Origin of the sequence: Pseudomonas sp. 11/12A (assembly GCF_000800055.1) — a bacterium.
In the GTDB taxonomy this organism is placed as follows: domain Bacteria; phylum Pseudomonadota; class Gammaproteobacteria; order Pseudomonadales; family Pseudomonadaceae; genus Aquipseudomonas; species Aquipseudomonas mohnii.
Genome location: NZ_JUGV01000001.1, coordinates 3,200,074 through 3,212,956, shown reverse-complemented (window position 1 = coordinate 3,212,956; position 12,883 = coordinate 3,200,074). Strand labels below are relative to the sequence as shown.

The window sequence follows — 12,883 nt, the reverse complement described above, 5'->3', positions numbered from 1 at the left end:
GTACCTGTTTATGAAAGGACAATTTCCATGGGCGGTGGCGCTGTTGAGCATTGCCACCGCCAGCCTGGCTGCGGCACCGGCCGACCAGGTTGCACAAATCGGTAAAACCCTGACGCCATTCGGTGCGATTATCGCGGGCAATGCCGATGGCAGCATTCCTCCGTACACGGGTGGCCTGACGCAGAGTCCGCCTGGCTTCAAGCCCGACAGCGGCTTCTGGGCCGACCCCTTCAAGGATGAAAAACCGCTGCTGCGGATCAACTCGAAAAACATGGAGCAGTACGCCGACCGCTTGAGCGGCGGGCAAAAAATGCTGCTGAGTAAATTTCCCGGCTACTACCTGGATATTTACCCGACCCACCGCACCGCGGCGTACCCGCAAGCGTTGCTCGATGCCTCGCAGCGCAACGCCAGCAACTGCCGCACGACCAAGGACAACCTCGCGGTCGATCCGGCGTGCCGAGGAGGGCTGCCGTTCCCGCTGCCGCAAAACGGCAATGAAGTCATCTGGAATCAGCAACTGCGCTACAAGGGCACGGGTTACACCACCACGGCATCGTCCAACAGTTGGGTAGTAGATTCCCAGGGTTCGGTGACCAAGACCGCCGAGTCCGCGACCATGGAAGAGGCGCCGTACTACCAGACTCAACAGGCCGATCGCGATCCGCAGTTGTACTACCGCGCCTGGGCACTGGACAGTTACCCCGCTCGCAGCGCCGGGCAACTGATCATCCTCGCCGACTACCTCGACCCGCAAAGCCAGCCACGGCGTGCCTGGAGCTACACCCCAGGGATGCGCCGCATCAAGTTGGCGCCGGAGTTCGCCTACGACACGCCGGTGCCCAACCAGGGCGGTGTGAACCTGTTCGACGAATTGCAGATGTTCTCCGGTAGCCAGGACCGTTTCGACTACAAACTGGTGGGCCGCAAGGAGATGTACATTCCGTACAACGCCTACAAGTTCTACTTCAGTTGCGGCCAGGAAGAACAGTTCAAGCCGCATCATGCCAACCCGGCTTGCGAGCGCTGGGAACTGCACCGGGTGTGGGTGGTGGAAGCGACTCTGAAACCGGGCAAACGCCACGTCTACAGCAAGCGCACCTACTACCTCGACGAAGACACCTTTGGTGCCGGCCTTTATGACGCCTGGGACCAGGGCGGGGTGCTGTATCGCGCGCTGTTCCAGAGCGGCGTGCAGCTGTACGACAAAAACCTGCCGTACACGGTGAAAAACGTCAGTTATGACTTCAACAAAGGCATGTGGTCATTGCTCAACGATGGCCTCAAGGGCGGGTATCGGGTGCACGATGCGCCGCTATCGGAGCGCGACATGAAACCTGAGTCGATTGTTTCCCAGGAGACCCAACGCTGATTTCATCGAGTGGACACGCATTTGCGGCCTGAGAGGGCCACTTTTTTTTGTGCGGATTTTATAAAAAGGTAGCCCTGCGACTCATATTTAAATGAACACATATTAGAAATGTGTTTATATTATTGGAGGCGCAGTTATCCCTTAAATTGATCCGAATGCCCTGCGAGCGGGTCGTTCGGTCTGCTGGCTAATTACAACAAGGAGAACGCCATGCTGATTGATGTCCACGCCCACTTGCTGACTGAGGGCATGCTGAACCGCCACGAGTTCTGGGGGCCATTCATGAAAGTGCAGGGGCTGACCGTGGGGCATTTTTCCCTCGGCACCAAGCAACCGGCCAAAGCCGCGACGGATGCCGAAGCGCAGGCCAATATCCTCGCGCGTATGAGCCACGCCAGCCGTCGCAAGCTAATGGCCGAGCGGGGTGTCGACAAACTGGTGATGTCCACGCCGTCTCACTGTTTTATGTATTGGGCGGGTGATTTCGCCAATGAATACGCGCGCATTTGCAACGACGAGTTGTCGGCATTTTGCCGGGCTGATCCCGACCACTTCGATTTCTGGTGCCACGCCAACCTTGCGGACCCGCAAAACGCTGCGAAGGAAATTGAACGCGCGGTGACTCAGTTGGGCGCCAAGGGTGTGTGCGTCGGCGGGGCCAACTTCAATGGTCTGGAGGCTCACGACGAACGCCTGTTCCCCGTCTGGGAAAAACTCACCCAGCTGGATGTACCGATCATGGTGCATGGCTTCAACCAGTCGATTTACTGGGGCGAAAAACACACCGACGACAAGTTCGAAACCACCTCCATCGTCGGTGACTGCGTCGATGAAACGCTGTTCTTCTGGTACCTGATCTGCGGCGGCGCACTGGATGTTTTCCCGACGTTGAAAACCTACATCACCCACGCCGGTGGCATGGCGGTATTCCAGTTGGGACGCCTGAGCGAACTGAACCGGGCCATGGCACCGGACTCGCGCAACCAGCGACCGTTGATGGATTACCTGCAGAACTTTTACTTCGACCTTGACGTTCATGCGCCCGGCTTGCGCCGCGGTGTCGCCGAGGTGGTCGGCGCGGAGCGTCTGTTGTACGGCACCAACTTTGGTGGTGCGTATGACCATGGCGATCTGACCGAAGGCATCGGCTTGTCCGCTGAAGACCGCGAGCGGATTCGCAGCGGTAACGCGATCGAACTGCTCAAGCTGAAGGTGCCGGCCAACGCTGGTCGGGTGCTGACGCCGTGACGGCTAGCCCGCTGGGGCGGCCATACCCGCAGTGTAGCGGGCGCCTGCCTCGGCAACTGGGCGAGGTCAATGCGACGTGGCTCACGCAGTTATTACAGCCGCGCTACCCAGGCATCGAGGTCTTGGCGTTGACCGTGGTCGAGGTCCGTAACGGCCACACCACCAAACTCCGCGCCAGACTCGAGTTGAACGAGGTCGGCCAGCGTGCGGGCATTCCGCCGCATGTGTGCCTGAAGTCGAACTGATCCGAGGGTTTCGAGAGCGGCGATATCTGTGAGCTGGAAGCGCGCTTTTATGGCCCGACGCGGCGCTGCCAGCCCTCTATTTCACCGACTGGGACGCCAATGGCGGTGCTCGTGGTGTGGTGGTGATGGAAGACCTCGGCCTGGCCGTCGGGCATTTCGGTCACAGCACCGATCGCCTCGGTATGGACGGGGTCGCCCGGGGGCTGGAGTCACTTGTGACGCTGCACGCGGCAACCTGGAACAGTCGGCAATTGCAGAGGCAAAGCTGGCTGCCACAGTCGATGGACAACCCGGTGGACAGCGACGGCCTGCTGCGCATGTACAACTACATCAAGGTCAATCTGCGCAAACCGGAATACCAGCAACTGTTGCCGACATGGATGTACGAGAAACCGGAGTTGTTCAGCCATGCCTTTGACGAACTGGCTGCCTTCGAACTGGAGCAGACGTCACCCGGCTGTATGATCCATGGGACTCCCATCAGGGCAACAGCTTTTTACGCAGCGACGGCCAGTGGGTCTGGATGGATTGGCAACTCGCCCGATACGGCCGGCCATGGCGCGACGTTACGTACTTCATGCTGGGTGCGCTGACCGTGGCGGAGCGTCGCGCCGATGCATGGCGCCTGTTAGAGGTGTACCGGGATAAACTGACCAGCCTCGGTGCCGAAGGCGTGCTGGGCCAGGACGCCGCCTGGGAGCAGTTGCGGCGTTGGCCGGTCTGGGGCATGCAGACCTGGATGTCGAACATGGATGACTGGGGACAGACCGGGTTACCGATGGTGGAGCGGTTTTTTGCCGCCGCCAAAGATTTCGATACCGTGCGTTTGCTCACCCACGGGCGCAAGCAGCGCCGCACGTCGACCCTGGGGCAGGGCGCCCGGCCGTTGACGCCAGCCTATCAGCACCTGTTGGAGGATGAGCAAGGCCAGCGCGTGTCGCTCAGGTCGTGATCCGAGCCAGCACCCGCGCGGGTTTCCACTGTGCCAATCCAATCCCCAGCAAAATCAATCCGCCACCCACGGCGTGGTACAGGTGCAAGGTTTCCCCAAGCAGCACAATCGCCAATACCGCGGTAAACAACGGCACTAGGTTCATCAAAACCGCGGTTTTCTCTCCGCCAAGGGTCTGCAGGCCGCGCATCCACAAACCGGGGGCCAACGCCGAGGCGAACAGGCCGGCGAACAGCACCAGCGGAATGTTCCTGGCGGTCAGGGCAATCGACGGTGCCAGTAAAAAGGGCGGCACCAGCAGCAAGGTGCCGCAGGCTATCTGTACATAAAGGCTTTCCCAGGTCGGCAGGGGAATCTGCCAGCGCTTCACCAGCACGCAGTACAGCGCGTACGACAGCGACGCCAGCAACATCAGCAGTTCGCCTTGGCCAACGCCATGCTGCCACAGCGAAGACAAGTCGCCGGCGGTCAGCAACCAGATCAGTCCGGCAAATGAAATCAGCGCGCCGACCAGCAGTGTCGCGGTCGGTCGCGTATTGAGCACCGGAAAGGCCAGGAGCACGGTCAGCAGCGGCATGGTCGCCAGAATCAGGCCCATGGAGGTGGCACTGATCGTGTGCGCTGCGAAGTAGGCTAACGATTGGTACAGCGACATGCCGAGCAGCCCCAGCACCCCGAGCTTTGGCAGGTGCGGCCGAATCTGCCGACGCAAGCGCCAGACCCTGGGCAACAACACCGGCGATAACACCAGCAACGCGATCAGCCAGCGATAGAAGGAAATGGCTGCCGGGTCGATCACCCCGACCGACAGGCGATTGACCACCGTACTGGCAGCCCAGATCAGTGTGGCGAGGACAGGTATCAGCAGATTCATCGAGGACGCGCCAACGTTGAGGGCGCGCAGAGCGCACCAGGACTGCTGCCGCGTTCACGGCAGTCAGTGAATGCTCGCGTTATTCGCTGGCAGCGTTTCGTGCCGCGATGGCCACGGCGAAATCCCGCTTGAGGGTCGGGAAGTAAGCAATCTGGCCGCCCATACCGCCGGCAATGTCGATCGAGGCCGCGCTGATAAAACTGGCATATTCGCTGGCTAGGAAAAGTGCCATGCCCGCCACGTCTTCTGGCTTGCCGTAGCGCCCGAGCGGCACGACTTTCATCACCATGGCATCGAACTCCTCACGACTGACACCCGGCCCCATTTCCTTGTAGTGACGGTCCCATTGGCCGGTGTCGATCCAGCCCATGTTCAGGCTGTTGACCAGGATGTTGTCCTTGGGCAGCGACATGCCCAAAGAGCGGGAGAGGGCGATGCACGATGCGCGGTTGATCACCGAAGGAATGCCGTCGGGCGTAGGAATCGCGCCGGCGAGGGCATTGATTTCGATGATTCGCCCCCAGCGCTGTTCGCGCATGAACGGCACCACGGCCTGGACGAAACGGAAGTGGCCCATCTGCAGAATGTTGGCGTGTTCGAGGATGACCTCGGGTGTCAGGGTATCGAGATTGCCGCCACGACCTTGACCGGCGTTGTTCACCAGCACATCGACACCGCCCCAGGCGTGTGCAACTTCCGCCACGAAAGCTTTGACACCATCACTGTCGGTGACGTCGACCGCACGGGCTATGACCGCCTGGGCATGCTGCGAGAGCTCCTCTCCGGCTTCGCGGACGGCTGACTCGCTGCGGGCGCAAATCGCTACGCGCGCCCCTTCCGCCGCGAACGCCCGGGCGATGGCCAGGCCGATGCCCCGGGACGCGCCCGTAATGATTACGCGCTTGCCACTCAAATCAATGTTCATGCTGGCTCCTGTTGTTTTTTTTCTGCCGGTTCAACTGCCGTTTTTCATGCCGGACACGCCGAATTCAAGGGGTGTGTCGGAGCTATTGAAAGCCCAAAGGTGAAAAGCGTCAAAGATTATTTGAACGTTTATGTATTTTGTGTGCAGTATTTAGCCTGGCATCGCCCCTGGCCGAAACTTCCCTCCAGGGAAACGGGTTAGAAATTCTGTATATAGAATTGAAATCTTTATGTGGAATTGTTGGCTCTGATCCGTTACGGTGGCTTTCAGCTGAGGAGGAAAGTGGTCCTGGAGCGTGCCAGGCCTCTTGAGCGGACTGTCCAGGCGAGACTTGCAACGATCCTGTAGGGTTTGCAGATCGTTGCAATGACTGCTTGAACGCACATAACGACTGAACAATAAAAATAAAAGGTAGTGTGTATGAAACAGAAGACCAAGCAGGGTCGGCGGGTGCTGACTCAAGGTGCGCTGACACTGTTGATGGTTGGCAGTGCACAGGGTTTGATGGCGGCCTCGTTCGACATGTCGAACCCAGACTACCGCGTGCGTTGGGACAATACGGTCCGTTACAACCTGGGTATGCGGACCGACAGTCAAGACCACCGCATCATGAATACGCCGAACTACGACGAGTCGGACGGGAAGTTCGATAAAGGCGATATTGTTACAAATCGTCTCGATCTGTTCAGTGAATTCGACTTTTCCTACCTGAACGACTGGGGTGCACGACTCAGTGCTGCCGCCTGGTTTGACCAGGCGTACCACGACGATACGGTGAGCAGTAACATCCCGGGTTACGCCACCAGCTATCACAACAACAAGTACAGCAGTGAAGTCGATCGCTACATGAACGGGCCTTCGGGCGAGATTCTCGATGCGTTCGTCTGGCGCAACTTCAACATCGGCGACACGCCGGTCAACGTGAAAGTCGGTCGCCATACCAACTACTGGGGTGAAGGCCTGCTCTTTGGCGCGCACGCCGTGTCTTACTCTCAAGCTCCGAGCGATGGCGTTAAAGCCTCCACCAGCCCGGGTATCGAAACCAAGGAAGTGTTCCTGCCTGTCGGGCAAGTGTCGGCCAAGGCGCAAGTTACCGACCGACTCTCGGTAGCTGCTCAATACTTCTATGAGTGGGAGCCAACCCGTATCCCTTTTGGTGGCACCTATTTCGGCGGCGCCGACCCACTGTTCGAAGGTCCGGACCAGCTGCCGCTGGCCGCCAACGGCGCCACCCTGCAGCGTCAGGATTCGCGCTTCGGTCGTGACGGCAAGAACTGGGGTGTGATGGGCAAACTCAACGTCGAAGAAATCGAATCGACCTTCGGCGCCTACTACCGTCAGTTCGACGACTACCAGCCTTGGCTGGCTCCGCAGGTCAAAGCGGCATTGGGTTCCTATCGCGTGGTTTACCCACGTGGCGTGAAGCTCGCGGGCCTCAGCTTCGCCCGGGTCTTCAATACCGTGGCGGTGGGTTCCGAGCTGTCCTACCGCATGGGCGGCGCGTTGAACGCCACCGGTGTCAGCGCTCTGGATGATGAAGGTCCTCGCGGTGACACGATCCACTTTATTGCCAACGCCGTTTACGGCGTGCCACGTAACTTCATTTCGGATAACGCCACGCTGGTCGGTGAATTCGCCTACAGCCATTTGCAACGCGTGACGGAACATGAAGAACTGTACAAGGGCGTCGGTACGGCGGCCTGCACCAATGGCAGAACCCCGGGCATTCCAGATTCGGGCAGCGAGTCCGATGGCTGTTCGTCGAAGAACTACTACGCCGTTGCCGTGAACTACACGCCACAGTACATTTCGATCTTTCCGTCCTGGGACCTGGATGTTCCGTTGACCGTTAACTACGGTCTGCATGGCAACGCGCCCACGGCGGGTGGCGGGAACGAAGGCGCGCTGTCTTACTCGATCGGGCTGAAAGCTACCTACGCTCAACTCTATGAGTTCGGGCTGCGTTACGCCGACACCAAGGCACAACCCAAGAATCTGGCGAACGGCACCGTGGCCGGTAACGGCCCAGTGGGTGGTACCGACCGCGGGTGGCTGGCGTTTACCTTCAAGACCTCCTTCTGACAAATACAACAAGAATCGGAGAATGTGTTCATGAAACGACAACTTGCCCTATCCATTGCCCTGATGAGCATGGCCACCTACACCCTGGCAGCCGGTGACGCTTCGGAGCTGGGTAAAACGCTTACCCCGTTCGGGGCGATCAAGGCGGGGAACGCCGAGGGCACCATTCCGGCCTATGACGGCGGACTGACCAAGGCACCGGCCGGCTTCGTACCGGACAGCGGGTTCTGGGTCGACCCGTTCAAGGATGAAAAACCACTGTTTCGCATTGATGCGAAAAACGTCGACCAGTACGCGGACAAACTCAGTGAAGGGCAAAAGACCCTGATCAAGAAGTACCCGACCTATTACATCGACATTTACCCGAGCCACCGTACGACGGCCTATCCCCAGGCCGTACTCGATGCCACCGTGCGTAATGGCAGCAGCTGCCAGATCCAGAAAGACGGCCTGGCGGTCGATCCGTCCTGCCGTGGCGGCTTGCCGTTCCCGATCCCGAAGACCGGCAACGAAGTGATGTGGAACCAACAGGTGCGCTACAAGATAGGCACCGGCTACTCGACCACGTCTTCGTCCAATAGCTGGGTAGTCGACGCCAACGGCTCGATCACCAAGACCGCCGAACAGGCGACGTTCGAAGAAACTCCGTACTACCAGGTGACTCAAACGGATCGCGATCCGCTGATGTATGCACGGGTGTTCTCACGCAATGACTATCCGGCCCGGCGCTCCGGTGAAGTGGTGGTGCTCACTGACTTCCTCGATCCGTTGGCAAAGGCCCGTCGTTCGTTCAGTTATTCCCCAGGCCAGCGCCGGGTAAAACTGGCACCGGAATTTGCATTCGATACACCCGTGGCCAGCCAGGGCGGTGTGACGTTGTTCGACGAACTGCAAATGTTCTCCGGCAGCCAGGACCGCTTTGACTACAAGCTGGTTGGTCGCAAGGAAATGTACATCCCCTACAACGCTTACAAATTCTACTTTGGCGTCGGTAAGCAGGAAGATCAGTTCATGCCGCACCACGCCAACCCGGCGAACGAGCGTTGGGAGCTGCACCGGGTGTGGGTCGTGGAAGCGACGTTGAAGCCGGGCATGCGCCACGTCTACAGCAAACGCACTTACTACCTGGATGAAGATACTTTCGGCATCGGCCTGTATGACGCCTGGGACAAGAGCGGCGCGCTGTATCGCTCGATCTTCCTCAGCGGCGTCCAGCTCTACGACAAAAACATTCCCTACAACGTGAAAAACGTCGTGTATGACTTCAACAAAGGCATGTACGCGCTGCTCAACGATGGTTTGAAAGGCGGCTACAAGTTCATCGACAAACCACTCTCCGAGCGTGACATGAATCCTGAAGCCATTGTGGCTCGGGTCACCCAGCGCTGATGTGATTTCACCTGTCCTGCCTGCCGGTTTGCGCATCAAGCCGGGCAGGCAGAACAGGTGGGTTTGCCACGCGGGATGGTTAAGGAATAAAAATAATGACTAGCCCTTGCCCTGCTTCTTTTCTTCTTTCTACTTCGCGCCTGCTCCTGGCTGTCGCGTTGACGGTCGGCGCGAGCTCATTGCTGACGACGCCTGCCTACAGCGCCGTCGCGTTGTCGGCCGATTCGCTCGACGTGCCGGCGCAGCGGGTCGATGAACACCTGCCCGCACCTTTGCTGTCGGTCGCCACGGCAGGCAACACGATGATCGGCGTCGGCCTGCACGGGTTGATCCAGCGCTCCACCGATGAAGGCCGCACCTGGCAACAGGTCGCTAGCCCGGTGTCTAGCGATCTGGTGCAAGTACGGTTTCGCGGCGAGCGTGATGGCTGGATCGTCGGTCACGATGCGGTGGTCATGCACACCACCGATGGCGGTGACAGCTGGCAAGTGCAACTCGACGGGCGCCGCCTGTTGACCTTGCTTAACGCTTACTACGGCCCTCGCGCTGAACAAGGCGATGAAGTCGCCGCCCAGATGCTCAAGGAAGTAGCGATGGCCGCCAGTACCTCGGCGACGCCGGACGTATTGGCCGCACCCTTTCTCGATGTGATGTTCGATGAGCACGGCAACGGATTTGCAGTGGGTGCCTTCGGCATGTTGTTGCACAGCACGGATGACGGCCAGAACTGGCAGCCGTGGACCGAGCGCAGTGACAACGATCGGCGCATGCACCTGTATGGCCTGGCGGAACATGCGGGCATTTTTTACATCGGCGGTGAGCAGGGTCTGCTGCTGCGGCTGGATGGTCAGCAACAACGTTTCGTGAAAATCGATACGCCCTACACCGGCACTTACTTTGGCGTCCGCGCCTTCGACGGTCTGCTGCTGGCGTACGGACTGCGCGGCAACCTGTTTGCCAGCCGTGATGACGGCCAGCAATGGCAGCCTGTGGCAACCAATCTCAATAGCAGCCTGGTCAGCATTGTCGAGCAGGGTGATGCCTTGATCGTCGTGAGCCAGGGTGGGCAACTGGTCAGTGTTGACCGGCAGAGTTTGCAGGTCACCCCGCTGGCAGATGCGCGGGTAGGCGAGGTGTATGCAGCCAGTGCCACCAAACAGGCTGGGAGCCTGCTTGTCACGCGCTTCAGCGGCGCCAAGGTCATCGATATCGCCCAGGCCAACTAAAGCCCTCGGCACGATTCCCCTACGAGAAAGAAAAAATGGTCGAGCAAAAATTCAACAGCGGGATGCCAGTGATTGCCAACCTGGAGGACTTTGACAAAAACTCCGGTGGCTGGTTTGAACGGGTCATATTCCGTCATCGCATGGTGGTTGTCGTTGCCTGCTTGCTCGCCACCGTGGTGTTGGGCTTCTTTGCTACAAGGCTTCAGGTGAATGCCAGCTTCGAGAAAATGATTCCCAGCTCCAGCCCGTACATCAAGAATTACCTGGCCTATAAAAACCAGTTGCCAGGCCTGGGTAACAGCATTCGCGTCGTGGTGGAAAACAAATCCGGTGATATCTACGACGCCGACTATCTGCTGGCGCTGCAAAAGGTCAACGACACCCTGTACCTGATTCCGGGAATCGACCGTTCCTGGATGAAATCGCTGTGGATGCCCATCGTTCGCTGGAAAGAAGTGACGGAGGAGGGCATTGATGGCGGTGCGGTCATGCCATCGGATTACGACGGCAGCGACAAGTCGATCAAGGCCTTGCGCCGCAACATCATGCGCTCCGGGATCATTGGCAACCTGGTGGCTAACGACGGCCAGTCGAGCATGATCGTCGCGCCGCTGCTCGATACCAATCCGCAGACCGGACAACCCCTGGATTACGGTGATTTTTCCAAGCAACTGGAAGCGCAGATTCGCTCGCTGGAAAGTGACAAGGTTGGCATCCACATTGTCGGTTTCAGCAAGCTGGTGGGCGACCTGATCGACGGCCTGTATTCGGTCATGCTGTTCTTTGGCGCATCGGTGCTGATCGCCGGATTGTTCGTCTATTTCTATACCCGCTGCCTGCGCAGCACGTTGCTGCTGGTGAGCGTGGCGGTGGCGGGGGTGGTGTGGCTGCTGGGTTTGATGCAAATCCTCGGCTACGAGCTGGACCCTTACTCGATCCTGGTGCCGTTCCTGATTTTTGCCATCGGGATTTCCCATGGCACGCAAAAAATGAACGGCATTCTTCAGGACATTGGCCGTGGCACCCATAAATACATCGCTGCACGCTATACCTTCCGCCGTTTGTTTCTCACAGGCCTGACTGCGCTCCTGACCAATATCGTTGGTTTTGCCGTGCTGGTGATCATTGATATTCCGGTGATTCGCGACCTGGCCCTGACCACCAGCATCGGTGTCGCCGTGCTGATTTTCACCAAACTGCTGCTGATTCCGGTGGCGCTGTCGTACCTGGGCGTCAGTAAGAAAGCCGCGCGTATCGCCATCGCCAAAGATCAGGCCGGCGCAGAAAACCGGGGTTTTCTCGGGCGTCTGTGGAGCGGCCTGGATCGCTTCACGGAACGGCCGATGGCCACGGCGGTGATTGCCGTATCGCTGGTGGTGACGCTGATTGGCAGCGTGGTGATGATGCATCTCAAGGTGGGCGACCTCGATCCCGGTGCGCCGGAGTTGCGTGCGGATTCGCGCTATAACCGCGATAACGCCTACATCACTAGTCACTACGGACTTTCCAGTGACCAGTTCGTGGTCATCATGAAGACCAATGAAGACAGTTGCCGTCTATACCAGTCGTTGCAAAGCATGGACAAACTGGCCTGGCGGCTGCGCCAGACGCCCGGTGTACAGACGACCCAGTCGCTGGCCGAAACCGTGCGGATGATCAGCTCCGGCATGGCGGAAGGCAGCCCGAAATGGCTGAGCATAAGCCGTGACCAGGCGATCACCAACTCGGCGGTGGACGCGGCGATGATTTCTGCTCCGGGGATCACCAACCAGCAGTGCTCGGTCACTCCATTGATCGCCTATCTGGCCGATCACAAAGCCGACACCCTGAGCCGGGTATTGAAGGTCTCTGAAGAATTCGCCAAGGAAAACAACACGGTCGCTGGCGCTGAACAGCCTGTGGAGTTCCTCCTGGCTGCGGGTAACGCCGGGATCGAAGCTGCCACTAACATTGAGGTAGAGAAGGGCATCATCACCATGTACCTGGCCGTGTATGGCGCTACGGCCTTGCTCTGCCTGCTGACCTTCCGCAGTTGGCGCGCAACCCTGGTGGCGCTGATTCCTTTGCTGATGACCACGATCATCTGCAAGGCGCTGATGGTCTGGTTGGGGATCGGCCTGAAAGTAGCCACCTTGCCAGTGATCGCCGTGGGTGTCGGTGTCGGCGTGGACTACGCGCTGTATCTACTCAGTGTGCAACTGGCGGTGCAGGAACGTGGCGGTAGCCTGGCGGTTGCGTATCGCCGCTCGCTGGACTTCACCGGTCGTGTCGTTGCCCTCGTTGGCCTGACCATGGCCGCCGGGGTGATTACCTGGGCCTGGTCGCCGATCAAGTTCCAGGCGGACATGGGCATTCTGCTGACCTTCATGTTCCTGTGGAACATGCTCGGTGCGCTGGTGCTGATCCCGGCACTCTCGCATTACCTGCTCAACCCGAAAGGCAACTCCAAGGCCGGCGTGACCCTCGATCTGGAGGACGCGCGCGCGCAACAGGAACCGCGCAAACCCGCGGCCAGCGCACCTACACCCCTATTGACCGAGCTCGCCTTACCCCGGCGTGTCCGCTGACTA

Annotated in this window: 11 protein-coding genes; 9 read left to right on the top strand and 2 right to left on the bottom strand. The window is 59.1% G+C overall.

The window, feature by feature from the left end; translation table 11 throughout:
- Nucleotides 1–10 precede the first annotated feature (10 nt).
- The 5 genes from GQ39_RS14740 (at nt 11) to GQ39_RS33355 (ending at nt 3,817) form a co-directional block, all read left to right on the top strand.
- Entirely contained in the window at nt 11–1,372 is a 1,362-nt protein-coding gene (locus tag GQ39_RS14740) for a DUF1329 domain-containing protein (protein WP_047531045.1), read from the top strand.
- A gap of 210 nt (nt 1,373–1,582) precedes the next feature.
- Nucleotides 1,583–2,620: an amidohydrolase family protein gene (locus tag GQ39_RS14735; protein ID WP_047531042.1), complete on the top strand. Its 1,038-nt coding sequence runs from the start codon at nt 1,583–1,585 to the stop codon at nt 2,618–2,620.
- On the top strand, nt 2,617–2,865 hold the full coding sequence (locus GQ39_RS33365) for a hypothetical protein (RefSeq protein ID WP_224788051.1): 249 nt from the start codon (nt 2,617–2,619) through the stop codon (nt 2,863–2,865). The genes GQ39_RS14735 and GQ39_RS33365 overlap by 4 nt, the downstream gene beginning before the upstream one ends.
- A 125-nt stretch (nt 2,866–2,990) precedes the next feature.
- On the top strand, nt 2,991–3,458 hold the full coding sequence (locus GQ39_RS33360) for a hypothetical protein (protein WP_224788052.1): 468 nt from the start codon (nt 2,991–2,993) through the stop codon (nt 3,456–3,458).
- Nucleotides 3,443–3,817, top strand: coding sequence for a hypothetical protein (locus tag GQ39_RS33355; protein WP_232243799.1), 375 nt, complete (start codon nt 3,443–3,445; stop codon nt 3,815–3,817). The genes GQ39_RS33360 and GQ39_RS33355 overlap by 16 nt, the downstream gene beginning before the upstream one ends.
- Here the strand turns inward: GQ39_RS33355 and GQ39_RS14725 are convergent.
- A complete protein-coding gene (locus GQ39_RS14725) occupies nt 3,807–4,691 on the bottom strand; it encodes a DMT family transporter (RefSeq protein WP_047531040.1) in 885 nt (294 codons plus the stop codon). The two genes, GQ39_RS33355 and GQ39_RS14725, sit on opposite strands and share 11 nt — an antisense overlap.
- A 79-nt stretch (nt 4,692–4,770) precedes the next feature.
- Nucleotides 4,771–5,616: an SDR family oxidoreductase gene (locus GQ39_RS14720; protein WP_047531038.1), complete on the bottom strand. Its 846-nt coding sequence runs from the start codon at nt 5,614–5,616 to the stop codon at nt 4,771–4,773.
- A 420-nt stretch (nt 5,617–6,036) separates the two neighbouring features.
- Here GQ39_RS14720 and GQ39_RS14715 point away from each other — a divergent pair, with 420 nt between their 5' ends.
- From GQ39_RS14715 to GQ39_RS14700, 4 genes are all read left to right on the top strand, one after another.
- On the top strand, nt 6,037–7,698 hold the full coding sequence (locus GQ39_RS14715) for a DUF1302 domain-containing protein (protein ID WP_047531036.1): 1,662 nt from the start codon (nt 6,037–6,039) through the stop codon (nt 7,696–7,698).
- A 30-nt stretch (nt 7,699–7,728) separates the two neighbouring features.
- A complete protein-coding gene (locus GQ39_RS14710; protein WP_047531033.1) occupies nt 7,729–9,087 on the top strand; it encodes a DUF1329 domain-containing protein in 1,359 nt (452 codons plus the stop codon).
- Between the two features lie 95 nt (nt 9,088–9,182).
- Nucleotides 9,183–10,313: a YCF48-related protein gene (locus tag GQ39_RS14705; RefSeq protein WP_047531031.1), complete on the top strand. Its 1,131-nt coding sequence runs from the start codon at nt 9,183–9,185 to the stop codon at nt 10,311–10,313.
- Nucleotides 10,314–10,348: 35 nt separating this feature from the next.
- Nucleotides 10,349–12,880 (top strand): efflux RND transporter permease subunit, encoded by a 2,532-nt coding sequence (locus GQ39_RS14700; RefSeq protein WP_047531029.1) that lies wholly within the window; start codon nt 10,349–10,351, stop codon nt 12,878–12,880.
- The last annotated feature ends 3 nt before the right edge of the window (nt 12,881–12,883 follow it).